A 23,978-nucleotide genomic window follows, 5' to 3' on the forward strand; every position below is an offset into this window, starting at 1 on the left:
TCCCCCTGCACCCACCTTCCCCCGGACAGGGCGTTTGATGCCACCCCCGTGCAGGTCAGACGTCGTCCTTCAGGGTCGGGACGATCGCCACCGGGCCGTGCGCGTGGTGCAGTACGGCATGCGCCACGGAGCCGATCTGGAGCGACAAGGCCGTGCGCCGCGGGTGGTGGCGGCCGACCACCACCAGGGCCGCCGACCGGGAGGCGTCGACCAGTCGGCCGGCGGGGTCGCCGGGGACGGCGGCCTGCTCCACGGGGACGTCCGGGAAGCGCGTGCGCAGCGGCTCCAGGCGCTGCGTCTGGGAGCGGAGCATCTCCCGTTCGGCCGGTACGCCGTCCCCCTCGTCGGCGAGTCCCTCCGGCGGGATCACCTCGAAGGGCCGGTCGATCACCAGGGCCGGCGCGGGCGGGACGGCGTACGCGGAGACCACCTGGACGGTGGTCCCCCGCACGGCCGCCTCCGTGAAGGCGAAGGAGAGCACGTCGTCGGGGGTCTCGGCGGCGTGCAGCCCGAGCACGACGCGTCCCGCGGACTCGTCCGGGCCGGCCGCCCCGGCGTCGCGGTCGGCGTGCGGGACCACCACGACGGGGCACGGGGCGGTCGAGGCGACCGCCCTGCTGCTCGATCCGAGCAGCAGGCTGGCGAAGCCGCCGCGGCCGCGGGAACCCATCACGAGCATCAGCGCCCCCGCTCCGATCACCCGCAGCGCCTCCGGCACGGAGCCCTCCAGCGACTCGTAGCGGACCCCGTCGGGGAGCGCGGCCTCCGCGCCCAGGACGCCGCGGACCCAGTCGTGCACGGGGTCGGGGTACTCGTCGGGCTCGGAGGCGTCGTGCAGCGCCGCCCGACGGCCCGCGTACAACTGGGCGTGATCGGGCAGTACATGGGCGATGAGCAGCCCGGTTCCATGCCGCAGGGCGGCGCCCCGCGCCCACTGGAGGGCCTTGAGGCTGTGCTCGGACCCGTCGACGGCTGCGATCACCGGTGCGTGGCTCATCCGTCCAGCGTGCTGGGCCTCCGCGCGGGTCGCATCCGCAGGCCGCGGCGGGCGTGGCCGCCGCTTCGGACGCGAGGCGGGCGCGTCAGCGCGTAGCCTTTTGGGTGCAGGTCGCGTCGGGCGGCCGTTTTTGCAGGTCGCAGGCTGAGTTTTGGAGGATGTTGTGCGTTTGCAGGTCGTCGATCACCCCTTGGTGGCGCACAAACTCACCACCCTGCGCGACAAGCGCACCGACTCCGCCACGTTCCGGCGCCTCGCCGACGAGCTGGTGACCCTGCTCGCCTACGAGGCCACCCGCGACGTGCGCACGGAGCAGGCCGACATCGAGACCCCGGTCGCCCCGACCACGGGCGTGAAGCTCTCCGCCCCCCGGCCCCTGATCGTCCCGATCCTGCGGGCGGGCCTGGGCATGCTGGACGGCATGGTGCGGCTGCTGCCGACCGCCGAGGTGGGCTTCATGGGCATGGTCCGCAACGAGGAGACCCTGGAGGCCTCCACGTACGCGACGCGCATGCCGGAGGACCTCTCCGGACGCCAGGTCTACGTCGTGGACCCGATGCTCGCCACCGGCGGCACCCTGGTCGCGGCGATCCAGGAACTGATCAAGCGCGGTGCCGACGACGTCACGGCCGTGGTGCTGCTGGCCGCGCCGGAGGGCGTGGAGGTCATGGAGCGCGACCTGGCGGGCACGCCGGTGACCGTGGTGACGGCCGCGGTGGACGAACGCCTCAACGAGCACGGCTACATCGTCCCGGGCCTCGGCGACGCCGGCGACCGGATGTACGGCTCGGCGGAGTAGGCCCCGGCGGCCCGGCGTCCGGCGCCGGGCCGTCCGCTCAGCAGTTCTTGGCGGGCGCGGGCGCGGGGTTGGCCAGCAGGGCCAGCGCCTTGTCCGCGTCCTCCTTCGTGCTGAGCTCCTTGAAGGCGTCGCCCAGGATCAGGTCGACGTCCGCGGTCTCACGGGTGTCGGTCTGCTGGGTGGTGCCGGCGAGCTGGGTGCCCAGGACGGCGAAGACGGCCTTGTCGGTCGTCGGGGAGCCCAGCAGTATCCCGGTACCGGGGACCTTCTTGTCGAAGTCGGCGGGCGCGTTGCCGACGCTGCCGATGACGAAGCCGCGTTTGGCGAGTTCGTCGCCGACGGCCTTGGCCAGGCCCGCGCGGGGAGTCGCGTTGTAGACGTTGACCGTGATCTCGCCGGGCGGGGGGAGTACGACCGCCGGTTTGGCGGGGGCGGACGCGGTGGCGGCGGCCGCCTGGGCGCCGCCCTTGGCCGCGGCCGCGGGGGATTTCGTCGGGCAGTCCTTGGCGCCGGCAGCCGTGTTCCGCTTCGGGCTGTTGCCCTGGAACACGTCGATGAGCTGCAGTGCCCCGTAGCCGACCAGGGCAAGCGCGATGACCGAGCCGAGCACGGCGACGACGATGCGACGTCGGCTCCGCTTACGGCTCATGCGGGGGTAGGCGGTCCCCGTGACGCGGTACTTTCCGCCCATGCCGGGGGGAGTGAGCATGCTCATGGGCGCAGCGTAATGCGACCTGGTGGCGATGCCTACTAAATGATCTGCTGATAGGTCAATGGTGACCCGAAAGGCGCAATCTACGCGAAGCGTCAGTCCATCTCGAGGACGCGGGCGTGCAGCACCTGACGCTGCTGCAGGGCCGCGCGGACGGCGCGGTGCAGCCCGTCCTCCAGGTAGAGGTCGCCCTGCCACTTCACGACGTGGGCGAAGAGGTCGCCGTAGAACGTCGAGTCCTCGGCGAGCAGCGTTTCGAGGTCCAGCTGGCCCTTGGTCGTCACGAGCTGGTCGAGCCGGACCGGGCGCGGCGCGACGTCCGCCCACTGCCGGGTGGTTTCCCTGCCGTGGTCGGGGTACGGCCGCCCGCTTCCGATGCGCTTGAAGATCACACGGAAAGCCTACCGGGCCCGTGCCTGCGGGCGCAGCCTCGCAAGGGTGGTGCAAAAGTGGCAGACAGTGCTATTTGGGGAGTGATCCATGAGCGAGAGCACCGACGCCGCCGCCGCGGACCCGACCGACCCGGCCGCGCAGATCGCCGCCGGGTACGCGTTCACCGGACCCGCGCTCGATCTGGGGGCCCTCCTCTGGGACGGCGCGTGCCTGCCCGACCGCCAGATCCGCATCCCCCTTCCCATGCTCAACCGGCACGGGCTGGTCGCCGGCGCCACGGGCACCGGCAAGACCAAGACGCTCCAGCTCATCGCCGAGCAGCTGTCGGCGAACGGCGTCCCCGTCTTCCTCGCCGACATCAAGGGCGACGTCTCGGGGATCACGGCCCCCGGCACGCCCGGCGGGCGGATCGACGAGCGGGCCCGCGACGTGGCCCAGAGCTGGGAGCCCACCGCGTTCCCGGGCGAGTTCTACTCGCTGGGCGGGATCGGCCCCGGCATCCCGGTCCGGTCCACCGTCACCGCCTTCGGCCCGGTGCTGATGTCGAAGGTGCTCCAGCTCAACCAGACGCAGGAGCAGTCCCTCGGCCTGATCTTCCACTACGCCGACACCAAGGGCCTGGAGCTGATCGACCTCAAGGACCTGCGCGCGGTCGTCGCCTTCCTCGTCTCCGACCAGGGCAAGGCGGAGCTCAAGGGCATCGGCGGGCTGTCCACCGTCACCGCCGGGGTGATCCTGCGGGCGCTGACCGCCTTCGAGACGCAGGGCGCCACGGAGTTCTTCGGCGAGCCCGAGTTCGACACCGGCGAGTTCCTGCGCACGGCCCCCGACGGCCGCGGGGTGGTCTCCGTGCTGGAACTCCCGGCGGTGCAGGACAAGCCGCAGCTCTTCTCCACCTTCCTGATGTGGCTGCTGGCCGACCTCTACAACGACCTGCCCGAGGTCGGCGACCTGGACAGGCCCAAGCTCGTCTTCTTCTTCGACGAGGCCCACCTGCTCTTCAGCGGCGCCTCCAAGGCCTTCCTCCAGTCCGTCACCCAGACCGTGCGGCTGATCCGGTCCAAGGGCGTCGGCGTCTTCTTCGTGACCCAGACCCCCAAGGACGTGCCGGCCGACGTCCTCGGCCAGCTCGGCAACCGCGTCCAGCACGCCCTGCGCGCCTTCACCCCCGACGACGCCAAGGCGCTGAAGGCGACCGTGAAGACCTTCCCGCACTCCGCCTACGACCTGGAGGAACTGCTCACCGGACTGGGGACGGGAGAAGCGGTCGTCACCGTGCTCAGCGAGAACGGCGCCCCCACTCCGGTCGCCGCGACCCGCCTGCGCGCCCCCCAGTCGCTGATGGGGCCCGTCGCGGCCGACGACCTGGAGCGGGCCGTGCGGGCCTCGCTGCTCTGGTCGCGCTACGCGGAGCCCGTGGACCGCGAGTCGGCGTACGAGAAGATCAGCGCCGAGCAGGCTGCGGCGGAGGCGCAGGCGGAGGCCGCCGCGGCGGCGGCCGAGGCCGAGAAGCAGGCCGAGGCCGCGCAGAAGCAGGCCGCGCGGGCGGCCGGGGGCCGCGCCCCGAAGGCCGCCCCGTCGCTGGCCGAACAGGTCGTGGGGAGCGGGCTGTTCCGTTCGCTGGCCCGCTCGATCGGCACGCAGCTGGGCCGGGAGATCTCCCGCTCCGTCTTCGGCACGGCGCGCAGGCGCAGATGACGCGGTGACAGACTCGCCCCATGCGGACCGAACTCACCGACACCACGTCCAGCAAGGTCAACCGGGCGCTGCTCGCAGCACGCCGGGCGATAGGCAGCCCCACCATGGGGCTCGTGCTGACGCTCGTCGTCGTCACCGACGAGGAGAACGCCTACGACGCCGTACGCGCGGCCTCCGAGGCCTCGCGCGAGCACCCCTGCCGCATCATCGCGGTCATCAAACGGGTCTCGCGCGGCCCGCACAAGCTCCGCGCCAGCCGGGTGGACGCCGAGCTGCGGGTCGGGTCGGACGCCGGCACCGGCGAACTCGTCCTGCTGCGCCTGCACGGGGCGCTGACCGATCAGGCCGGGTCGGTCGTCCTGCCGCTGCTGGTGCCCGACGCGCCGGTGGTGGCGTGGTGGCCGGCCGACGCCCCCGCCGACCTGGCGCGGGACCCGCTGGGCGCGCTCGCGCAGCGCCGGATCACGGACGCGGCCGCCGCCTTCGACCCGGTGGGCGTGCTCGGCGAACGCGCCGCCGGCTACCAGCCCGGGGACACCGACCTGGCCTGGACCCGGCTGACGCCGTGGCGGGCGCTGCTGGCCGCCGCCCTGGACCAGAAGCCGCTGCCGGTGACCGGTGCGGCCGTGGAGAGCGAGCCGGACAACGCGAGCGCCGAGCTGCTGGCGCGCTGGCTGGAGGACCGGCTGGGGGTCCCGGTGGACCGGGTCGCGACCGACGGCCCCGTCGTCACGGGGGTGGTGCTGCGCACCACGGGCGGGGAGATCCGGGTGGACCGGCCCGCGGGCGCCCTGGCCACCCTGATCCTGCCGGGGAGCCCCGACCGCAGGGTGGCCCTGAAGATCCGCAGCGGCGCCGAACTGATCGCGGAGGAACTGCGCCGCCTCGACGCGGACGTGGTCTACGGCTCGGCGCTGCGGCGGCGGCCGCTCCAGGCGGGGCTCTCGGCGTAGTGGTTGTCGTAGGCCGTGGAGCTGTCCTTGATGTCCTGCACGGTGGCCTCGCCCGCGTTGACCCGGCCGAGGAGGCGGTAGTAGTCGAAGCGGCCCATGCCGGGGGTGAAGCCGACGAAGACGCTCGCCGTGTGGCCGGCGGCGGGGGCGAAGGCGTGCTTGACGCCCGGCGGGATCGCGATGAAGTCGCCGGCGTCCAGGGTCTGGATCTCGTCGCCGACCAGGACGTCGAGGCGCCCGGAGGTGACGTGGAAGAACTCGGTGGCCCTGGTGTGGAAGTGCACCGGGGCGCCCGCCGCGCCCTCCTCGAAGGTGGCCGTGTTGCAGGTCAGTTCGGCGGTGTCGGTCAGCAGGGTGATGGTGCTGCCGGGGGCGTCCTGGATGGCTTCGGCGGTGGCGGCGCGGGTCGCGATCTCTGTCATGTCCCCCAATCTACGGTCGTGATCGACCGGACTCAGGGGTCAATCGGGGCCGTGTCTGGCCGGTCAATTCCGGCCGGGGGTGGTGTGCTCCCGGCCGGGTCCGGGCCTGCCGGAAGCCGCGCCCGAACCGGCCCGGGAGCCTGACCGTGGGCGGACCCGGGGCTCGCAGGTGGCGGGCCCGGGGGGTCGCAGGGGGCGGGCCCGGGCCCGGGGATCGCCCCGGTCAGGCGCCGCCCGCCGCCTTCGCCGCCTTGGCGGCGGCCTTCATCTCCTGCTTGTGCGCCCGCACCTTGGCCAGGGACTCGGGCCCGGTGATGTCCGCCGCCGAGCGGTAGACGTTCGCCTGGCCGTAGCCGCCCGCGGCCTCCCGCCAGCCCGTCGGCCGCACCCCGAAGCGCTTGCCCAGCAGGGCGAGGAAGATCTGCGCCTTCTGCTCGCCGAAGCCCGGCAGCGCCTTGAGGCGCGCCAGCAGCTCACGCCCCGTGGAGGCGTCGGCCCAGACCGCTTCGGCGCTCCCGTCGTAGTGCTCCACCAGGTACCCGCACAACTGCTGGATCCGCGTCGCCATCGAGCCCGGGTACCGGTGCACGGCGGGCTTCTCCGAGAGCAGGGCGGCGAAGGCCTCCGGGTCGTACGCGGCGATCGTGTGCGCGTCCAGGTCGTCGGAGCCCAGCCGCCGGGCGATCGTCCACGGCCCCGAGAAGGCCCACTCCATGGGCACCTGCTGGTCCAGCAGCATTCCGACGAGCGCGGCGAGCGGGCTGCGGCCGAGCAGCGCGTCGGCCTCGGGCTGCTGCGCCAGCCGGATGGTGATGTCCTTGTCCATGGCTCCAGCGTCCCGCGCGGGCGCGCTCCCCGCGCGGTCGGCACACCGCGCGCCTAGCGTGAGTACGACGACAGCCGCGAACGAGCCGAGGAGTCGATCGATCATGCACGAGTTCCCCGAAGGCGCGCCGTGCTGGGTGGACGCGATGTTCAGCGACGTGGAGGGCGCCAAGACCTTCTACGGCGACGTGCTGGGCTGGACCTTCGGCGAGTCCAGCAGCGAGTACGGCAACTACACGCAGGCCTACTCCGACGGCAAGGCCGTCGCGGCCGTCGTGCCGCCGATGCCGGGGGTGGACGCGCCCTCGCAGTGGTGCCTGTACTTCGCCTCCCCCGACGCGGCCGCCACCGCCGGGAAGGTGACCGCCAACGGCGGCGAGGTCCTCATGGGCCCGATGCAGGTCGGCGGCTTCGGCACGATGCTGATCGCGAAGGAGCCCAGCGGCGCCGTCTTCGGCGTCTGGCAGCCCGGCGAGCACAAGGGCTTCGAGAAGATGGGCGAGGCGGGTTCCTACGCCTGGGCGGAGGTCTTCACCCGGGAGCCGGCCGAGCCGGACGCCTTCCTGACGAAGGTCTTCCCCTACGCCGCCGAGCAGATGGACCCGGGCGACGACCCGGAGGCGGCCGACATGGACTTCAAGGTCTTCAGCGTCGGCGCCCCGGGGCGGCCGGTGCTGGGCCGGATGAAGATGGACGCCGACTTCCCGGCGGACGTGCCGCCGTACATCCAGGTCTACTTCGGGGTGTCGGACTGCGACGAGGCGGTGGCGAAGACGCAGAAGCACGGCGGAAAGCTGCACTTCGGCCCGATGGACAGCCCGTTCGGCCGGTTCGCGGCGGTCACCGACCCGCAGGGCGCCGCCTTCGCCGTGATCGACATGTCGACGACGGTCGGCGAGATGCCGACCTTCGGCTGACCGGCGCCCGGTCCCACCGGGTCGTGACCCGGTCGCGGCGCCGGAAAAGTCGAAGGGCCCCGCTGCAAGCAGCGGGGCCCTTCGACAACGTGCCCGGTGAGGCACTGGCGGAGGATACGAGATTCGAACTCGTGAGGGGTTGCCCCCAACACGCCTTCCACATGTTCGTACGCCCGTCCGGCTGGGCCCGTATCCGTCCTGACCTGCGGCGGGTCGTCCTGGGTGGCCTCGTCCGGATGGCCTCGGACGGAGGTGAACGGAACCAGAACTGCAACCAATGCCCGGCTACTTGCGGCTCTCCGGGCCGTACCACTGGAGCGGCTGGCCGGTCACCGCGGCGATGCATTCGAAGTCGTGGTCGCCATGCAGGAGGGTGAGCCCCTGCAACTCGGCTGTCGCGGCGACAACAAGGTCCACCGCACCGGCGCTGCGGTGCTTACCTTGCTTGGTGAGGGCTTCCTGGACCTGCCAGGCCCGGTCGTAAGCGCGGTCGTCGACCGGGACCCAGCCGAAGAGCAGCCGCATGTCTTCGATGCCGCGCGCCCGGTCGGCAGCCGATCGGGCGCTGTAGAAGAACTCCAGCTCGGTGATGGGACATGTGGCGATCAGCCCGGCGGCCGCCGCCTGGTCCCAGCCGTACTGCTCCGCGTCGCCTCGCATGAAGCGGGCGAGCGCGCTGGTGTCGATCAGGTAGAGAGCGGCATTCACCGTCGGTAGTTCCGCTTGTCCTCGAAGAGTGTCAGATCGAACGCGCCTTCGTCGGCCGCGGCGCGCAGGCGAGTCAAAGCCAGCGCCCGCCGCCTGTTCTCCAGCACCTCGCGCAGGGCCGTGTTGACCGTCTCCTTCTTGGTGCTGGTTCCCAGCGCCTTGGCCACGTCTGCCACCAGCTCGTCATCGAGGTCAATCACTGTCCGACTCATGTGCACCTCCTTTATATCAAGTATGGAGGCAACTATATCTCCGATGGTGCATCGATGCCATGGAGTCACGCCGGCATGACGCTGTGGATCCGGGAGAGGGCGAAGACACGTTCGTCTTCTCGCAGGTGGCACCAGGCTTCGAGGTAGGGCGGGTCGAGTTCGAGGCGGCTGAGGGTGCGCACTGTGCGGTTGCCGGAGGTGGCGACGTATTCGACGGTGAGGGGCGTTCCGGCGTCGATGGCATGGGCGAGCTGGCGGACATCGGTGTAGGACAGCCGCTTCGCGCACCCGGCGACGATCTCCTCGGTGTCGGTGCCGAAGGGGACCCCGCTGCCGAAGGGGTCGGGGTCCGGGGTGGTGGGCGGGGCGGTGAGCAGGCGAGCGGCCAGGGTGTTCGGGTCGGCGCCGGCCGGTGTCCTCACGGTGTGGCTGACCGCGTTGTGGCGGTGGGTGCCCGTACCGGCCTTTCGGGGGGTCGGTACGGCGGCGGCCCTCTGTGGTCGGGTCTTCTCGATGCGTACGGTTCCGTCGGCGGTCTCGGCGACGGGGGCGTAGCCCTCGGCGCGGAGCGCGGCGAGGGTCGCGTCGAGCGGGCTGCGGCTGACGAGCACCGTGGGCGCGAGCTGTCGGAGGCCGAGTTCGGTGAGCTTGCGGTGGGCGGCGAGCTCGGCGAGCAGCGCCGGCTCCTCGCCGTGGATGACGCAGGCTGCGGGGGCGACGCGCGCGCGGCCGTGACTGCGTGCGGTGTCGGCGATGAGAAACGACAGGGGCTGGGGCAACGGTCCGGTAGCGACGGCGGCCAGATTGGCTGTGAGGTCGTCCGGTGTGTCCCCGGCGTCCAAGGCCCGGCGGACGCTGTCGGCAGTGAACCGCCAGACCGAGGCCGTGCCGCTGGTTTCGCGGTCGGCGACCGAGTCCAGCAGCGCGGCGAGTCGTGCCGATGGAGTGCCGGTGACGACGGCGGTGAGGTCGGCGCCGATCCGTGCTGTCCGGGTGGCCGTGGGCAGGAGCCGCCGGCACACGGCGGCCAGTGCTGAGACGTCGTCTTCCAGCAGGGCGTGGCCGAGGGGGGACAGGGCGCCGCGGGCGAGCACGCCGACCAGCTCGGCCTCGCGGATCAGGGTGGCGAACGGTGTCCCATCCAGGGGTGACGCGTCGGCGAGCGGGCGATGCCAGGCCACCAGCGGCCCCAGGTCCGCGGCAATGGTCGCGCCGTGCCCCGCCGGAACCTGCGACGTCGCGTGGAGCAGTCCGTGCCGGGCCTGCAGGCAGCCAGGGCAAGGAGGCGCTCCCGCGAGGGCGGGGAGCGCCTTGTTGTCCTCGTCACGCGCCTGGGTGGGGGTGAGCGCCAGGTTGTGCCATGCCTGGAGCAGTACGGCGAGTCGCTCGGCGGGCTCCTGCTCCGCCCAGGCGTCGTATGCCCTGGTGGGCGCCACACGGTCGCCGTCCCGGCCCAGTAGTCCGGCGGCGTACGCGGTCTCCAGGACGATGCGGACCACGGTGTCGTCGGCCTGGGACGCCTTGCCGATCCGGGCCAGTTCACGTGCACCGATCCCACCGGACTTGAGCCTGGCCGGCGGGGAAGCGGAGCATGCCGACAGGACAGAGGTGGCCTGGGCGGCGAGTGCCGTGGTCGCGGCTGCGGCCTCCCGTTCCACCTCGGCGGCGCCAACGGGCGCCATCCGTGTGGAAGGCGGCAAGGGGGCGAACGGGGCGTGCCAGTCCGGCCCGCGCAACGCCAGCGCGACTTCGACGGGCATGCGCGCGGGGCCGTACCGGTGGCGGTCCACGACCAGGAGCCCCCGGTCGAGTGCCCATCGGGCGCCGGGTTCGAGGTCGGGCCCGGGTGATCCGAACATGATGAACTGCCGCTGCCCCGCCGCGGATTCCGCTCGGCGGACAAGCAGCTTCTCTGTGACTGCCGGTGCCCGTGCCACCAGTGTGACGATGGCTTGCGGGTCGCTGTGGTGATCCACCAAGGCCGCCAGTCGCTGCTGCTTGGTGCCAGGTGGCTTGATGCCGAGGGTCACGAGCATGGTGCGCAGCTCGTCCGAGGTCACGCTTGCCAACAGTTTCTCCAGGGGGGCGTCCAGCCCCAGGGGTGCGTCCCACGCCTGCCGCAGGGGTGCGGCCATGTGGAGTGCTCCGGTGCCGTCCGGCCACACCAGTGCGTGATCGGCCAGCACCTCCAGCGTGGAGTCCAGCCGACGGGCGGCTTCGCCGCCCGTGGCACCCAGCAGCTTCGCCAGGGCATCGCGCGACGCCGGTCCTCCCAGCGCCGCCAGCGCCTCGGCCGCTTGCAGGCACGGCAGGGGGAGCTGCGGCAGGGCCACCGCTACCGACCCCGGGCGCTGGAGGCGGTCGGCCAGCTCCCCCACCGTCCGCGGCTCGGGAGATGACGCCGCGTCCTTCCGTAGAGCGAGCACACGCGCCAGGCGTGGAGCGTCCAGGCTGCCCAGCCAAGACCCCAGCGTTGATCGGGATTTCATGGGACACCTCGTCGAACCGGGCCGGAGCAGCACCGAAACCGCTCCGGTGCAGAGTTCAAGGATGGTGCCTTCGCCGGGGTCGCGGGTGCGGAACCGGGGTTCCTCCCCGATGTCAGCGCTTGGAGGGCGGCGTCGTCTACGGATGCGCCGAAAGGGCTGGATTGAGGTGATGTAAACGCAACCAGAAGTGCAACCACGGCATGCCGAAGAGCCGGACCGCAATCAGCGGTCCGGCTCTTCGTTTCGCCTGTTCAGGCGGCTGCGGAGGATACGAGATTCGAACTCGTGAGGGGTTGCCCCCAACACGCTTTCCAAGCGTGCGCCCTAGGCCTCTAGGCGAATCCTCCGCGGCAAACAATACAAGACGTGGAGGGGTGCTCGCGAACGTGATCGTCCGGAGGCGATCGGCCGGAGGGCGAGGTCGGGTCGCGGTCGGGGGCGGGGTCGATTCCGGGGGCGGGGATCCGCTAGGGTGGGGCCCAGCCCCTCACGTGGCGCTATCTCACCCAACTCCCCCAGGGCCGGAAGGCAGCAAGGGTAAGTGGGCTCTGGCGGGTGCGTGGGGGGCCCTTTGCGTTCCCGGGGCCTTGCCGGAGCGGGCCCGTGGCGGCGGCGGGCCGCCGTTGTCGGTGGGCCCGGATAACCTCGTAGACGTGTCGTCCCTTGCGCTGTACCGCCGCTACCGCCCCGAGTCGTTCGCCGAGGTCATCGGTCAGGAGCATGTCACTGCACCCCTGATGCAGGCCCTGCGGAACAACCGGGTCAATCACGCGTACCTGTTCAGCGGGCCGCGCGGGTGTGGAAAGACCACCAGCGCGCGCATCCTCGCCCGGTGCCTGAACTGTGAGCAGGGTCCCACTCCGACCCCCTGCGGGGAGTGCCAGTCCTGCCAGGACCTCGCCAGGAACGGGCCGGGGTCCATCGACGTCATCGAGATCGACGCCGCCTCGCACGGTGGTGTGGACGATGCCCGCGACCTGCGCGAGAAGGCCTTCTTCGGCCCGGCGTCCAGCCGCTACAAGATCTACATCATCGACGAGGCGCACATGGTCACCTCGGCGGGCTTCAACGCCCTGCTGAAGGTGGTCGAGGAGCCGCCGGAGCACCTCAAGTTCATCTTCGCCACCACCGAGCCGGAGAAGGTGATCGGGACCATCCGGTCCCGGACGCACCACTACCCCTTCCGTCTCGTGCCGCCCGGCACCCTGCGCGATTACCTGGGCGAGGTCTGCGGACGCGAGGGCGCCCGCGTCGAGGACGGCGTGCTGCCGCTCGTCGTGCGCGCCGGCGCGGGCTCCGTGCGTGACTCGATGTCCGTCATGGACCAGCTCCTCGCCGGCGCCGGCGAGGAGGGTGTGACGTACGCCATGGCCACCTCCCTGCTCGGCTACACCGAGGGCTCGCTGCTCGACTCCGTCGTCGACGCCTTCGCCTCCGGGGACGGCGCGGCCGCCTTCGAGGTCGTCGACCGGGTCGTCGAGGGCGGCAACGATCCGCGCCGGTTCGTCGCCGACCTGCTGGAGCGGCTGCGCGACCTGGTCATCCTGGCCGCCGTGCCCGACGCCGGGGAGAAGGGGCTGATCGACGCCCCCGCCGACGTCGTGGAGCGGATGCAGGCGCAGGCGTCCGTGTTCGGGGCCGCCGAGCTCTCGCGCGCCGCCGACCTGGTCAACGCGGGCCTCACCGAGATGCGGGGCGCGACCTCGCCACGGCTCCAGCTGGAGCTGATCTGCGCCCGCGTGCTGCTCCCCGCGGCCTTCGACGACGAGCGCTCCTTCCAGGCCCGGCTGGACCGCCTGGAGCGCAGCGGGGCCGCCGCCTTCGCCGCCGCGCCGCAGGGCACGGCCCCCGCGATGGGTTACGTGCCCGGGCCCGAGGCGCACGCCATGGCGCCCGCCGGACCGGGCGGTGGTCCCGCCGCCGCGCGGGCCGCCGCCGTCCGTGCGCCGGCGCCGGCTCCCGCCGCGCCCCCCGTCGCCGCCGAGCCGGTACGTTCCGCCGCGCCGCCGGAAGCCGTACCGGCCGCCGCCGCGCCCGCAGCACCGGCCGTCGCGCCCGTGCAGACCCAGCCCGCCCAGCCCGCGCCCGGCGCGTGGCCCGGGGCCGCGCAGCCCGGCAGCGGAGCCCCGGCCGCCCGGCCCGCCGCCGCGGCCCCCGCGCCCGGTGCCTGGCCCAGCGCGGCCTCCCCCGGACAGGGCGCCCCCGCCCCGGCGCAGGTTCCGGCCACTCCGGCTCCGGTGTCCGCCGCCCCGGCGGCGGCCGCCCCCGCACCCTCCCCCGGCATGGCCGCCGGCGCCGGGCAGGTGCAGGCGATGTGGCCCGGCGTCCTGGACGCCGTCAAGAACCGCCGCCGCTTCACCTGGATCCTGCTCAGCCAGAACGCCCAGGTCACCGGCTTCGACGGGACCACCCTGCAGCTCGGCTTCCCCAACGCCGGAGCCCGCGACAACTTCGCCAGCAGCGGCAGCGAGGACGTGCTCAAGGCGGTCCTGGCCGAGCAGTTCCAGGTCAACTGGAAGATCGAGGCCGTCGTCGGCGGCTCCCCGGTCCCGCCGGGCGGCCCGGGCCCGTCGTCGTACGGGGCGCCGTCCGCGCCCGCCTACAGCCCGCCGCCCCCGCCGCAGCAGCAGGCCCCGGCCCCGCAGGCCCCGTCCGCACCGCCGCAGCAGCAGTCCCAGCAGCACCAGCAGTCCCAGCCGCCCCAGCAGTCGGTCTCCGCCCCGCCGCCGCCCGTACAGCAGGCCCCCCCGCCGGTGGCTCCCGAGGACGACTTCGCGGAGGACGACGACCCCGACCTCGTCGAGAGCGCGCTGACCGGACACGACCTGATCGTGCGCGAGCTCGGAGCCACCGTTGTGGAGGAATACACAAACGAGTAGGCGGTCCCGGTTGGGTGGCCGCACGAAGCCCGCCCCGCCGTCCGGGCTAGGCTGGGCGGCGTGAAGGTCCTCGTCATCGGCGGCGGCGCCCGCGAACACGCCCTGTGCCGCTCTCTGTCCCTCGACCCCGACGTCTCCGCGCTGTACTGCGCTCCCGGCAACGCCGGCATCGCCGAGGTGGCCGAGCTCCGCCCGGTCGACGCCCTCGACGGCGGAGCCGTCGCCGCGCTCGCCACCGAACTCGGCGCCGACCTGGTCGTCGTCGGGCCGGAGGCCCCGCTGGTCGCCGGTGTCGGTGACGCCGTGCGCGCGGCCGGCATCCCCGTCTTCGGCCCGTCCGCCGAAGCGGCGCAGCTCGAAGGCTCCAAGGCCTTCGCCAAGGACGTGATGGCGGCGGCCGGGGTCCCGACCGCGCGCAGCTACGTCTGCACCACCCCGGAGGAGGTGGACGCGGCCCTCGACGCCTTCGGCGCCCCGTACGTCGTCAAGGACGACGGTCTGGCGGCCGGCAAGGGCGTCGTGGTCACGGACGACCTCGCCGCGGCCCGCGCGCACGCGCTCGCCTGCGACCGCGTGGTCATCGAGGAGTACCTCGACGGGCCCGAGGTCTCCCTCTTCGCCATCACCGACGGCGTGACCGTGGTGCCGCTGCAGCCCGCGCAGGACTTCAAGCGCGCCCTGGACGACGACCAGGGTCCCAACACGGGCGGCATGGGCGCCTACTCCCCGCTGCCGTGGGCCGACCCGAAGCTGGTCGACGAGGTCATGGAGCTCGTGCTCCAGCCGACCGTGGACGAGCTGCGCCGCCGCGGCACCCCCTTCTCCGGGCTGCTCTACGCCGGCCTGGCGATCACCGGCCGCGGCACCCGGGTCATCGAGTTCAACGCCCGGTTCGGCGACCCCGAGACCCAGGTGGTCCTGGCCCGGCTGCGCACCCCGCTCGCGCGCGTGCTGCTGAACGCGGCCAAGGGCACCCTCGCCGACGAACCGCCGCTGGTGTGGCGCGAGGACGCGGCCGTCACCGTCGTCATCGCCTCGCACAACTACCCCGACACCCCCCGGACCGGGGACCCGATCGAGGGCCTGGCCGAGGTGGCGGCCGAGGACGCGCCCGACGCGTACGTGCTCCACGCCGGGACCCGGCGCGAGGGCGACGCCGTCGTCAGCGCGGGCGGTCGGGTGCTGTCGGTGACGGCGACCGGTTCCGATCTGGCGCAGGCCCGTGAGAAGGCGTATACGGCGGTCGCGCGCATCCGGCTGGACGGCTCGCAGCACCGCACGGACATCGCGGCGAAGGCGGCCGGGCTCGGCTGAGCAGCGGCTCCGCGGACCCGCGGGCCCGGTGCGCGCGACCCGCGCCCGGGCCCGCGGGCATGTCCGCGTGCGACTGCATCCGGCCTCGTTCGAACGCACCCAGCTTTACCCAAAGCCATTCCATCGGGTGATCGTCCCCCCGTCTGCCTGACGGCCGGGCGTGCCCCAACTAGGGTGCGGCGCAAGCATTCCGGCACTTGGCCCACCGACCTTGCGATGTCAGTGGCGGGTGTCACAGTGGGGGAGTGAGCAACGCAGCCGCAGGGCAGAGGGGGTGAGACCGGCCGTGTCCGGATTCGGTTCGACCATGGAGGCGGGCGTTCCGTCCGCACGGTCCCGCGCCTTGGCCGTGCTGCGCGTGCGCAGCCGGGCCCTGGCCGTCGCACTGCTGCCCGCCGCCGTGGCGGTGGTGCTGGTGGCCGCCCGGGCCACGGGCCGGCTGGCCGGTGCGCCCTGGGGCACCGTGACCCTCGTGGTGTGCGCGGTCGCGGCGCTGGTGCTGCTGCTCGGCGGGACCTTCGCCGCCGTGGTGCTGCGGGCGAGCCCGGCGGTGACGCCGACGGTGCCGCTGTCCGAGGCCGCCGCCCCCGATCTCTACCGCCTGGTGCGGGACCTGGCCGACCGCATGGACGTGCCGCCGCCCTCCGCGATAGCCCTGACCCCGGACTGCGACAGCTGGCTGGAGGACCGCACCCACGCGGCCCACCGCCGGGCCGGCATCAGCCGGCGGCCCCCGGTCCGCGGCCGGTGCGGCTCCCGTGCTGGTGATCGGCTCGCCGTTCCTGTGGTGGATGCGGGTCGCGGAACTGCGGGCGGTCCTCGCGCCGGTCGTCGCCGGTACGGGCCCCTCCGCCCACCCGGACATAGCCGACGCGCGCGGCTTCGTACGGGGTCTGGACGCCGCGGTGGACGTGGGCGGCCGCCGCGGGCTCGGCTGGATCGCCGCCCCGGCCCGGCTGCTGCTGAGGCTGTGCCGGACGGACGCCGCCGAGATGGAGCGCGGGGTGGCCGCCGCCGCTTCGGACCGTGCACAGGATGTGGACTACGGGCTGCGCATCGTCGCCCAGGAGCAGGTCGGCCTCGCCTATGCGGGCTGGGACCGGCTGCTGACCCGGGTCGCCCTGCCCGCCTGGCGGATGGGCCGCTGGCCGGCGCACCTGGACGCCGGGGTGGTCTCGGCGCTGACCGAGCTGTCGCGGCGGGACCGGCTGGCCGAGGGCTTCACCTCGCGGCTCGGCGAGCGGCCCGCCTGCGACCTGCTGGAGCAGCCCGGCGCGATCGACGAGGCGACCTCGCTGCTGGCCGCGCGGCTCTTCCACGGAGGTCCGGCCGAGGCCGGGCCGGACTGGTCGCCGGTGGAGTGGACCGCCTATCCGGAAGAGGTCGTGGACCGCACCTGGCGTGCGGAGGCCGCCCGCCTGCACGCGGCCCTGGACGCGCTCGTCGGTCCCGGGGGCCGGCCCCCGGGGTCGACCGGGCCGCACGGCTCCACCGGAACCACCGCGGCCGCAGGCTCCGCGAGCCCGGCCGGTTCCGGCCCCGTGGCCCCCGCCGCGCGGGCTTCCGCCGCTGCCGGAGCCGCCGGTTCACCCGCTGCTGCCGCTGCTGCGGGACCCGCCACGATCGAGGCGGCCGACGCCGCGCCGCCCGCCGTGGACGGCTTCGCCGGGCCCACGCTGGAGCGGGTGCTGGGCTGTCTGACGAACGCCGCGGGAGAAGGGGCGCTCGGTGAGGCCCTGGCGGGCCGGCTCAGCGCCGACCTGGCCCGCGAGGAGCGCGCGGCGGGATCCGCGGCCGGGGCCGGGGAGGCCCGCGGCGCCGACGCCGTACCGCTGTTCCCGCTCCAGCCGCCGCGCAGCGGCCGGGACCTGCTGGCCGACCACGTGACGGCGATGGTGTGCTGCGCCGCCGTGGACTCGGCCGGGGCGGCCCCCGGCATGGACTGGCTCGACGGTCCCGTCCTGCTGGTCGGCGGCGACCGCCGGACCGATCTGGCCCCCCGGGTGCTCTGCCTGGTCGAGGACGGCGACCCGGCGCCCCTGCGGGAGTGGCTGTCGGCCCTGGGTGTCCGCACGGAGAAGCCGGTCCGCCTCGTCTGAGCCGATCGTGGTCGGCCGGGACGGTTCCGGTCGCGCCAATTCGCGACGAACGGTGACGGACTGCGTGCGTAATGTGATGTGCTGGGACCGGTCGCGGCTGGATGACCCCGGAGCGGATGTCCGAGAAGTGCCGCACCGGCGCAATGCGCGCCATGCACCGAGGCGATGCACGCCGGCCGGGGGAGCGAGGGAGGGGAGCGGTCATGGGTACGGACCAGATCCGGCGTTGGGAGTCGGGTGCGCTCGCGCACGCGGTGAACGACCCCTTCGGGCAGGGTCCCCTGCCCTGGTTCCGGGGCAGCGAGCTCTACTTCGACGACACCGGTCAGGTCGTCCCCTGGTACGTCGACCCGGCCGCCGCGGCCGCCGGGACCGGCCAGATCCCCCGCGCCCGCGGCAACGGCGGCCCCCGCACGGCCGACGACGTGCACCGCCAGATCAAGGGCTTCGCCTCGAACGGCGCCGTCGCGCCGGGCGAGGCCATCGACTTCCACATCACCGTCGACCCGCCCCAGCAGTTCTCCGTCGACGTGTACCGGATCGGCCACTACGGCGGCGACGGCGCCTCGAAGATCACCACCAGCCCGCGCCTGTCCGGCATCGTCCAGCCCGCCCCCCTCGCCGCGGACCGCACCGTCTCCTGCCACCACTGGTGGCTCTCCTGGCGCCTGCAGGTCCCGTCGTACTGGAGCGTCGGCGCGTACGTCGCCGTCCTGACCACCGCCGACGGCTACCGCTCCCACATCCCGTTCACGGTCCGCGACGACCACCCCGCCGACCTGCTGCTCCTGCTCCCGGACATCACCTGGCAGGCGTACAACCTCTACCCGGAGGACGGCCGGACCGGCGCGAGCCTCTACCACGCCTGGGACGAGGCGGGCCGGCTCCTCGGCGAGCAGGACGCGGCCGTCACCGTCTCCTTCGACCGGCCCTACGCGGGCGCCGGGCTGCCCCTGCACGTCGGCCACGCCTACGACTTCATCCGCTGGGCCGAGCGCTACGGCTACGACATCGCCTACGCCGACACCCGCGACCTGCACGCCGGCCGCGTCGACCCCACCCGTTACCGCGGCCTGGTCTTCCCCGGCCACGACGAATACTGGTCGGCGCCCATGCGCCGCGCCGTCGAGCGGGCCCGCAGCCACGGCACCTCCCTCGTCTTCCTCTCCGCGAACACCATGTACTGGCAGGTCGAGCTGGCCCCCTCGCCCTCCGGGGTCGAGGACCGGCTGCTCACCTGCCGAAAACGCCGCGGACCCGGCCGTCCCAGCCTCTGGCGCGAGGTCGACCGCCCGGAGCAGCAGCTCCTCGGCATCCAGTACGCGGGCCGGGTCCCGGACCCGGCGCCGCTGATCGTCCGCAACGCCACGCACTGGCTGTGGGACGCGACCGGCGCCGGGGAGAACGACGAGCTGCCCGGCCTGGTCGCGGGCGAGGCCGACCGCTACTTCCCGCGCACGCAGCTCCCCGAACACCAGGACCGGATCCTGCTCGCGCACTCCCCGTACCTGGACACCGAGGGGCAGCGGCGCCACCAGGAGACCTCCCTCTACCGGGCGCCGAGCGGGGCGCTGGTCTTCGCCTCCGGGACGTTCGCCTGGTCGCCGGCCCTGGACCGCCCCGGCCACGTGGACGAACGCGTGCAGCGCGCCACGGCCAACCTCCTCGACCGGATCTGCAAGCGCGACTGACGCGGCTGCGCACGCCCGACTGCGGCGGCTGCGCAGGCGTGACCGACACGGCTCCACCGACACGGCTGCCCCCGCCCGACGCACCCCTGTCCGCGGGAGGGGGCGCCGGTGCGCGAGAATCGGTGTGCGCTTCATACAGAACCACAGGGAGACCCCGTGTCCGGATTCGTCGAAAAGCCCGAGCCGGTTCAGGTTCCGGGCCTCGTCCACCTCCACACCGGCAAGGTGCGCGACCTCTACCGGGACGAGGACGGCCGCCTCGTCATGGTCGCCAGCGACCGCATCTCCGCCTACGACTGGGTGCTGCCCACCGAGATCCCGGACAAGGGCCGCGTCCTGACCCAGCTCTCCCTGTGGTGGTTCGACCAGCTCGCGGACCTCGTCCCGAACCACGTCATCTCCACCGAGCTGCCCGCAGCCGCCCCCGCCGACTGGGCCGGCCGCACGCTGGTCTGCAAGAACCTCGACATGGTCCCGGTCGAGTGCGTGGCCCGCGGCTACCTCGCCGGCTCCGGTCTCGCCGAGTACAACAAGACCCGTACGGTCTGCGGACTGGGCCTGCCCGAGGGTCTCGTGGACGGCTCCGAGCTGCCCGGCCCGATCTTCACGCCGGCCGCCAAGGCCGAGGTCGGCGAGCACGACGAGAACGTGTCCTACGAGGAGGTCGCGCGCACCACCGGTGTCGAGACGGCCGCACTGCTGCGCCAGACCACCCTCGCCGTGTACTCCCGGGCCCGGGACATCGCCCGCGAGCGCGGGATCATCCTGGCCGACACCAAGTTCGAGTTCGGTTTCGACCCGAAGGACCGGACTCTGGTCGCCGCGGACGAGGTCCTGACCCCGGACTCGTCCCGCTTCTGGCCGGCCGACCAGTGGGAGCCGGGCCGCTCGCAGCCCTCCTTCGACAAGCAGTACGTCCGCGACTGGCTGTCCTCCGCGGCCTCCGGCTGGGACCCGAAGGGCGAACTCCCGCCGCCGGCCCTGCCGACCCAGGTCGTCGCGCAGACCCGCGCCAAGTACATCGAGGCGTACGAGCGCCTGACCGGCACGGACTGGGTGTAGGAACGAGAGAAGCCCCGGTCCGAGGACCGGGGCTTCTTCCTTACAGAGCGGACAACGCGACTCGAACGCGCGACATCCACCTTGGCAAGGTGGTGCTCTACCAACTGAGCTATGTCCGCAGGCGCCGTAAGGCGAGACCTACTATACCCAACCTCGCTCCCGTGCGAGACGCACTGCGGTGTGCCGGTTCTCGGCACCCAGCTTCGTGGCCGCCGAGGAGAGGTAGTTGCGCACCGTCCCCTGCGAGAGCGAGGCCCGTTCCGCGATCTCCGCGATCGGCGCGCCGTCCCCCGCGAGCTCCAGTACCTCGGCCTCCCGGGCGGTCAGCGGGGAGTCCCCCGCGCTGATCGCGTCGGCCGCCAACTCCGGGTCCACGTAACGGCCTCCGGCGTGCACGGTCCGGATCAGTTCGGCCAGCCGCTGCGCCGAGACCGTCTTCGGGGCGAAGGCCCGCACGCCCGCGGCCAGGGCCCGTTTCAGGTGCCCGGGCCGCCCGTGACTGGTCACGATCATGACCTTGCAGTCGGGGAGTTCGGCGCGCAGCGTTGTGGCGACGCTCACACCGTCCGCCCCCGGCATCTGCAGGTCCAGCACCGCCACGTCCGGCCGGTGCGCCCGGGCCATCGCCAGCGCCTCGGGCCCCGAGGCCGCCTCCGCGACCACGAGGAGGTCGTCCTCCAGCGCGAGGAGCGCGGCCAGCGCCCCGCGGATCAGGTGTTCGTCGTCGGCGAGCAGTACGCGTACGGGGCTCACGCCCGCACCTCCAGTTCTTCCAGTCGTGGGCCGGGGATCTGTGCCCGCAGCCGGAACAGGCCGTCGCCGACCAGCCCGGCCTGCAGCGTCCCGTCCAGTGCGGCGAGCCGTTCGCGCAGCCCGGCCAGCCCCGAGCCGGGCGGCCCGGCCGGGGCTCCCGGGGCCCCGTCGTTCTCCACCACCAGCGTCACGGATCCGCCCTCCAGGGCCGTCAGCCGGATCTCGCAGCGCTGCGCGTCCCCGTGCCGCAGTACGTTCGTCGTGGCCTCGCGGACCACCCAGCCGAGTGCCGACTGGACCTCGGCGGGCAGTTCGGGCCCGGCGCCGAAGTCGACGCGGCAGTCCATACCGGCCGCGGTGAGCACGCCGCGCGCACCTTCCAGTTCCACGGCGAGGTCCGCTTCCCGGTAGCCCCGCACCACGTCCCGCACCTCCCGCTGGGACTCCTGGGCGATCCGCTGGACCTCGATCATCTGCTCCACGGCCTCCGGCCGTTCGCGGCGGGCCAGCTGGACCGCCAGCTCGCTCTTGAGGGCGATGACGGCCAGGTTGCGGCCCATCACGTCGTGCAGGTCGCGGCCGAAGCGCAGCCGCTCCTCCGCCACCGCGAGACGGGCCTGGACCTCGCGGGAGCGGTCGAGCTCGTAGACCGTGGTCAGCAGCCAGGCGGAGAACCCGCAGGTCGCGCCGAAGAACAGGCTGCCCAGCAGCACGCCGAGGGCGTACCCGAGTGCTTTCGTGACGGGCATGCCCACGGCCAGGACGGCCAGTGCCGTCGTCAACGCGGCCGCCGACGGGACGTACCACATGCGCTTGACGGACCGCAGGCACAGCACCAGGGATCCGGAGGCGAACCAGGTCAGCCCCGCCACCAGCGTCGGTGCCACGGCCGCTTCGGTGATGTGGCCGGTCGCTCGGAGGATCAGGACGCCCACGGCGGCGGCGGCCGTCACGGCGGCCGTCGCCACCGCCAGCCGGGTGGGGCGCTCGCGCCGGCCCACCACCCAGTGCAGCGCCTTGGAGGTGAGCACCCCGCACAGGACCGCGTGGGCGCACAGCAGCACGAAGAGCGACACGGGCACCACGAAGGAGCTCCTGCCGGCCGCGGAGGCCACCGGTGCCACTCCGAAGGACGTGATCTCCAGGAGCACGAAGAGGTGGAACGACCCCCGCGTGTACAGCTCGATCTTCCCCGCACTGCTGCGGTTCTTCCACCACCCCGTCAACTTCGGCACAGGCCCGTCCCCCGACTCGTTCTAGCGGCGCGGTTCCCAGCGGAACCACCGCTGGACAGCAAACACGCTGATCACGATCCAGACCAGCGTGGTGAGCGCGGCCCCCAGCAGGTCCCCGCCCGCCGCGCCGCCGCTCCAGCCGGCCCGCACGAGCGTCATCACACCGCTCAGCGGCAGCAGTTCGCACACCGGGGCGACCGCATCGGGCAGGGAGTCCACCGGCGCGAACACCCCCGAGCCGAGCACGCTCGCCAGGAACAGCGGCAGCGTGGTGAGGCCCGCGGTCTCCACGGTGCGCGTGAAGGAGCTGGTCAGCGCGGACAGCGCGGCGAGCAGCAGGACTCCGGCCAGGACGGCCGCCGCGATCAGCAGCGGGTGGCGCGGCGGGCCCACGTCCAGGACGGCCGCTCCGGCGACCGCGAGGACGGCGATCTGCGCGAGCGCCAGGGCGGCGGCGGGCAGGGCGGTACCGGACAGGATCTCCACGTCGCTCGCCTCGCCGGTCCGCAGCCGCTTCAGGACGAGTTCCTCGCGGCGTGCGACGTAGGAGGAGACGAGGTTCATGTGGACGACGAGGAGCAGCACCATCCCGGTCCCGCCGGTCAGGGTGGCCTCGCCGACCGCCCGGGCACCCTCGGAGTCGTCGAGGGAGGAGCGCAGGACGAACACCATCGCCAGCGGCATCAGCAGGGCCAGGGCGAGCGTGGCCCGGTTGCGCACCAGCAGGGTGAGTTCGGAGCGGCCCAGTGCGGTGATCCGGCCGGCGTTCAGGGTGAGCGTGTTCATCGGGTCCCCGCCATCGTGTCCTCGGTACGGCCGCCGGCGCCGCGGCGGCTGTGTGCGATCTCCAGGAAGGCCTCCTCCAAGGAGGCGGACCGGGCGTCGAGTCCGGCCAGTTCGACGCCGGTCTCCCGGGCCCAGCCGAGCAGCTCGGTCAGGTCGGCCTGGAGGCGTGCGGTACGGATCTCCACGCGCTGCCCGGAGGCCGCCGCGCGCAGCGTCAACGGGAGCCGGGCCGCGGGCACCCCGGCGGGCAGGGTGAAGCGGATCCGGGCCGGCCGGGTGGCGGTCACCTCGGCCGGGGTGCCGGACAGGACGAGCTCGCCCTCGTGGAGGATCGCGAGGCGGTCCGCGAGTTCCTCGGCCTCCTCCAGGTAGTGCGTGGTCAGCAGCACCGTGGTGCCCTGCGCGCGCAGGGCGCGGACCAGGGCCCAGGTCTCCCGGCGCCCCTCGGGGTCCATGCCGGTGGTCGGCTCGTCGAGGAAGAGCACCTCGGGCCGGCCGAGCAGGGCGAGCGCCAGGTCCAGGCGCCGCCGCTCACCACCGGACAGCTGCTTGACGCGTACGGAGGACCGGGCGGCCAGGCCGACCAGTTCCAGCACCTCGGCCGCCGGGCGGGCACCGGTGGTGACCCCGCCCCACATCCGCACGGTCTCGGTGACCGACAGGTCGGAGGGGAAGCCGCCCTCCTGGAGCATGACCCCGGTGCGCGGACGGACCTCGGCCCGTCGGGCGTACGGGTCGAGGCCGAAGACGCGGACCTGTCCGCCGCTCGGCGCGGCCAGTCCCTCCAGCAGCTCGACGGTGGAGGTCTTGCCCGCGCCGTTGGTGCCGAGCAGGGCGAAGACCTCGCCCCTGGCCACGGAGAAGGAGACGCCCCGTACGGCCTGGAATCCCCCGGAGTAGCCGCGGCGCAGGTCCCGCGCTTCGATCACGGTGTCAGTCATGACCCAAGCGTCACGGCCCCCGGCGCGGCCCGGCAGTGCGGGCTGTCACGGCCGGCGATGACATTTGTCAGGGTGTCCGGCGGCGCGGTGCAC

21 protein-coding genes, 3 tRNA genes, 1 other RNA gene and 1 pseudogene are annotated in these 23,978 nt (G+C 73.4%); 10 read left to right on the forward strand and 16 right to left on the reverse strand.

All coding sequences use genetic code 11. The annotated features are described in order from the left end of the window. Nucleotides 1-55: 55 nt before the first annotated feature. Complete coding sequence (locus AC2RP6_RS21085) at nucleotides 56-997, reverse strand: universal stress protein (RefSeq protein ID WP_486447602.1); 942 nt, start codon at nucleotides 995-997, stop codon at nucleotides 56-58. Nucleotides 998-1,160: 163 nt separating this feature from the next. Here AC2RP6_RS21085 and upp point away from each other — a divergent pair, with 163 nt between their 5' ends. After that, complete coding sequence (upp, locus tag AC2RP6_RS21090) at nucleotides 1,161-1,796, forward strand: uracil phosphoribosyltransferase (protein ID WP_030647077.1); 636 nt, start codon at nucleotides 1,161-1,163, stop codon at nucleotides 1,794-1,796. Nucleotides 1,797-1,833: 37 nt separating this feature from the next. Here the strand turns inward: upp and AC2RP6_RS21095 are convergent, their stop codons facing one another. Both AC2RP6_RS21095 and AC2RP6_RS21100 read right to left on the reverse strand, forming a co-directional pair. Then, nucleotides 1,834-2,511: a LytR C-terminal domain-containing protein gene (locus AC2RP6_RS21095; protein WP_486447603.1), complete on the reverse strand. Its 678-nt coding sequence runs from the start codon at nucleotides 2,509-2,511 to the stop codon at nucleotides 1,834-1,836. 92 nt (nucleotides 2,512-2,603) lie between these two features. Further along, entirely contained in the window at nucleotides 2,604-2,900 is a 297-nt protein-coding gene (locus tag AC2RP6_RS21100; RefSeq protein ID WP_008740979.1) for a type II toxin-antitoxin system VapB family antitoxin, read from the reverse strand. A gap of 88 nt (nucleotides 2,901-2,988) precedes the next feature. Between AC2RP6_RS21100 and AC2RP6_RS21105 the strand changes: the two genes are divergently transcribed. Both AC2RP6_RS21105 and opcA read left to right on the forward strand, forming a co-directional pair. Then, nucleotides 2,989-4,599 carry a helicase HerA-like domain-containing protein gene (locus AC2RP6_RS21105; RefSeq protein ID WP_486447604.1) on the forward strand — a complete coding sequence of 537 codons (1,611 nt, stop codon included), beginning with the start codon at nucleotides 2,989-2,991 and terminating at the stop codon, nucleotides 4,597-4,599. 20 nt (nucleotides 4,600-4,619) lie between these two features. Then, a complete protein-coding gene (gene opcA / locus AC2RP6_RS21110) occupies nucleotides 4,620-5,552 on the forward strand; it encodes a glucose-6-phosphate dehydrogenase assembly protein OpcA (RefSeq protein WP_486447605.1) in 933 nt (310 codons plus the stop codon). On the opposite strand, the gene AC2RP6_RS21115 is transcribed toward opcA, so the two are convergent. Next, entirely contained in the window at nucleotides 5,501-5,974 is a 474-nt protein-coding gene (locus AC2RP6_RS21115; protein WP_486447606.1) for a cupin domain-containing protein, read from the reverse strand. The two genes, opcA and AC2RP6_RS21115, sit on opposite strands and share 52 nt — an antisense overlap. Before the next feature lie 223 nt (nucleotides 5,975-6,197). Beyond that, nucleotides 6,198-6,800, reverse strand: a complete 603-nt coding sequence (locus AC2RP6_RS21120; protein WP_486447607.1) for an HhH-GPD-type base excision DNA repair protein — start codon at nucleotides 6,798-6,800, stop codon at nucleotides 6,198-6,200. Nucleotides 6,801-6,903: 103 nt separating this feature from the next. Here AC2RP6_RS21120 and AC2RP6_RS21125 point away from each other — a divergent pair, with 103 nt between their 5' ends. Further along, complete coding sequence (locus AC2RP6_RS21125) at nucleotides 6,904-7,716, forward strand: VOC family protein (RefSeq protein ID WP_486447608.1); 813 nt, start codon at nucleotides 6,904-6,906, stop codon at nucleotides 7,714-7,716. A 105-nt stretch (nucleotides 7,717-7,821) separates the two neighbouring features. On the opposite strand, the gene AC2RP6_RS21130 is transcribed toward AC2RP6_RS21125, so the two are convergent. The 5 genes from AC2RP6_RS21130 to AC2RP6_RS21150 all read right to left on the reverse strand — a co-directional run bounded on the left by AC2RP6_RS21130 (nucleotide 7,822) and on the right by AC2RP6_RS21150 (nucleotide 11,472). Beyond that, a tRNA-OTHER gene (locus AC2RP6_RS21130) sits at nucleotides 7,822-7,915 on the reverse strand. Between the two features lie 86 nt (nucleotides 7,916-8,001). Further along, nucleotides 8,002-8,424, reverse strand: coding sequence for a PIN domain-containing protein (locus AC2RP6_RS21135; protein WP_486447609.1), 423 nt, complete (start codon nucleotides 8,422-8,424; stop codon nucleotides 8,002-8,004). Further along, the gene (locus AC2RP6_RS21140) at nucleotides 8,421-8,636 is read right to left on the reverse strand and encodes a type II toxin-antitoxin system VapB family antitoxin (protein ID WP_079428878.1); all 216 of its coding nucleotides are present in this window, start codon (nucleotides 8,634-8,636) and stop codon (nucleotides 8,421-8,423) included. Before AC2RP6_RS21140 ends, AC2RP6_RS21135 begins: the two co-directional genes overlap by 4 nt. A gap of 65 nt (nucleotides 8,637-8,701) precedes the next feature. Continuing rightward, entirely contained in the window at nucleotides 8,702-11,125 is a 2,424-nt protein-coding gene (locus AC2RP6_RS21145; RefSeq protein ID WP_486447610.1) for a helicase C-terminal domain-containing protein, read from the reverse strand. 262 nt (nucleotides 11,126-11,387) lie between these two features. Further along, nucleotides 11,388-11,472: transfer RNA gene (locus AC2RP6_RS21150), tRNA-Ser, on the reverse strand. 132 nt (nucleotides 11,473-11,604) lie between these two features. Here AC2RP6_RS21150 and ffs point away from each other — a divergent pair. The 3 genes from ffs to purD all read left to right on the forward strand — a co-directional run bounded on the left by ffs (nucleotide 11,605) and on the right by purD (nucleotide 15,318). Continuing rightward, an RNA gene (gene ffs / locus AC2RP6_RS21155) (signal recognition particle sRNA small type) lies at nucleotides 11,605-11,699 on the forward strand. A 79-nt stretch (nucleotides 11,700-11,778) separates the two neighbouring features. Next, nucleotides 11,779-14,004 carry a DNA polymerase III subunit gamma and tau gene (locus tag AC2RP6_RS21160; protein ID WP_486447611.1) on the forward strand — a complete coding sequence of 742 codons (2,226 nt, stop codon included), beginning with the start codon at nucleotides 11,779-11,781 and terminating at the stop codon, nucleotides 14,002-14,004. Nucleotides 14,005-14,064: 60 nt separating this feature from the next. Then, nucleotides 14,065-15,318, forward strand: coding sequence for a phosphoribosylamine--glycine ligase (purD, locus tag AC2RP6_RS21165; RefSeq protein ID WP_486447612.1), 1,254 nt, complete (start codon nucleotides 14,065-14,067; stop codon nucleotides 15,316-15,318). Between the two features lie 219 nt (nucleotides 15,319-15,537). Here purD and AC2RP6_RS21170 read toward each other — a convergent pair whose 3' ends face one another. Further along, entirely contained in the window at nucleotides 15,538-15,780 is a 243-nt protein-coding gene (locus tag AC2RP6_RS21170; protein WP_486450588.1) for a hypothetical protein, read from the reverse strand. Here AC2RP6_RS21170 and AC2RP6_RS21175 point away from each other — a divergent pair. From AC2RP6_RS21175 to AC2RP6_RS21185, 3 genes and pseudogenes are all read left to right on the forward strand, one after another. Further along, nucleotides 15,668-17,417 (forward strand): annotated as a pseudogene (locus AC2RP6_RS21175) (M48 family metalloprotease). The gene AC2RP6_RS21170 and the pseudogene AC2RP6_RS21175 sit on opposite strands and share 113 nt — an antisense overlap. Before the next feature lie 203 nt (nucleotides 17,418-17,620). Beyond that, entirely contained in the window at nucleotides 17,621-19,108 is a 1,488-nt protein-coding gene (locus AC2RP6_RS21180) for a N,N-dimethylformamidase beta subunit family domain-containing protein (protein ID WP_486447613.1), read from the forward strand. A 156-nt stretch (nucleotides 19,109-19,264) separates the two neighbouring features. After that, on the forward strand, nucleotides 19,265-20,170 hold the full coding sequence (locus tag AC2RP6_RS21185; RefSeq protein WP_486447614.1) for a phosphoribosylaminoimidazolesuccinocarboxamide synthase: 906 nt from the start codon (nucleotides 19,265-19,267) through the stop codon (nucleotides 20,168-20,170). A gap of 46 nt (nucleotides 20,171-20,216) precedes the next feature. Here the strand turns inward: AC2RP6_RS21185 and AC2RP6_RS21190 are convergent. The 5 genes from AC2RP6_RS21190 to AC2RP6_RS21210 all read right to left on the reverse strand — a co-directional run bounded on the left by AC2RP6_RS21190 (nucleotide 20,217) and on the right by AC2RP6_RS21210 (nucleotide 23,885). Continuing rightward, nucleotides 20,217-20,289 (reverse strand) — tRNA-Gly (locus tag AC2RP6_RS21190). Nucleotides 20,290-20,311: 22 nt separating this feature from the next. Continuing rightward, nucleotides 20,312-20,923: a response regulator gene (locus tag AC2RP6_RS21195; protein ID WP_486447615.1), complete on the reverse strand. Its 612-nt coding sequence runs from the start codon at nucleotides 20,921-20,923 to the stop codon at nucleotides 20,312-20,314. Beyond that, nucleotides 20,920-22,158 carry a sensor histidine kinase gene (locus tag AC2RP6_RS21200; RefSeq protein ID WP_486447616.1) on the reverse strand — a complete coding sequence of 413 codons (1,239 nt, stop codon included), beginning with the start codon at nucleotides 22,156-22,158 and terminating at the stop codon, nucleotides 20,920-20,922. Before AC2RP6_RS21200 ends, AC2RP6_RS21195 begins: the two co-directional genes overlap by 4 nt. A 21-nt stretch (nucleotides 22,159-22,179) precedes the next feature. Continuing rightward, nucleotides 22,180-22,944 (reverse strand): ABC transporter permease, encoded by a 765-nt coding sequence (locus AC2RP6_RS21205; RefSeq protein ID WP_486447617.1) that lies wholly within the window; start codon nucleotides 22,942-22,944, stop codon nucleotides 22,180-22,182. After that, nucleotides 22,941-23,885, reverse strand: coding sequence for an ABC transporter ATP-binding protein (locus AC2RP6_RS21210; RefSeq protein WP_486447618.1), 945 nt, complete (start codon nucleotides 23,883-23,885; stop codon nucleotides 22,941-22,943). Before AC2RP6_RS21210 ends, AC2RP6_RS21205 begins: the two co-directional genes overlap by 4 nt. Between the last annotated feature and the right edge of the window lie 93 nt (nucleotides 23,886-23,978).

The organism is Streptomyces sp. WAC03905, from assembly GCF_057371075.1.

Coding starts and splice junctions, on each gene's coding strand:
- AC2RP6_RS21085 (WP_486447602.1), bottom strand. CDS start 997: ATGAGCCACGCACCGGTGATCGCAGCCGTCGACGGGTCCGAGCACAGC.
- AC2RP6_RS21095 (WP_486447603.1), bottom strand. CDS start 2,511: ATGAGCATGCTCACTCCCCCCGGCATGGGCGGAAAGTACCGCGTCACG.
- AC2RP6_RS21105 (WP_486447604.1), top strand. CDS start 2,989: ATGAGCGAGAGCACCGACGCCGCCGCCGCGGACCCGACCGACCCGGCC.
- opcA (WP_486447605.1), top strand. CDS start 4,620: ATGCGGACCGAACTCACCGACACCACGTCCAGCAAGGTCAACCGGGCG.
- AC2RP6_RS21115 (WP_486447606.1), bottom strand. CDS start 5,974: ATGACAGAGATCGCGACCCGCGCCGCCACCGCCGAAGCCATCCAGGAC.
- AC2RP6_RS21120 (WP_486447607.1), bottom strand. CDS start 6,800: ATGGACAAGGACATCACCATCCGGCTGGCGCAGCAGCCCGAGGCCGAC.
- AC2RP6_RS21125 (WP_486447608.1), top strand. CDS start 6,904: ATGCACGAGTTCCCCGAAGGCGCGCCGTGCTGGGTGGACGCGATGTTC.
- AC2RP6_RS21140 (WP_079428878.1), bottom strand. CDS start 8,636: ATGAGTCGGACAGTGATTGACCTCGATGACGAGCTGGTGGCAGACGTG.
- AC2RP6_RS21145 (WP_486447610.1), bottom strand. CDS start 11,125: ATGAAATCCCGATCAACGCTGGGGTCTTGGCTGGGCAGCCTGGACGCT.
- AC2RP6_RS21180 (WP_486447613.1), top strand. CDS start 17,621: ATGGGTACGGACCAGATCCGGCGTTGGGAGTCGGGTGCGCTCGCGCAC.
- AC2RP6_RS21205 (WP_486447617.1), bottom strand. CDS start 22,944: ATGAACACGCTCACCCTGAACGCCGGCCGGATCACCGCACTGGGCCGC.
- AC2RP6_RS21210 (WP_486447618.1), bottom strand. CDS start 23,885: ATGACTGACACCGTGATCGAAGCGCGGGACCTGCGCCGCGGCTACTCC.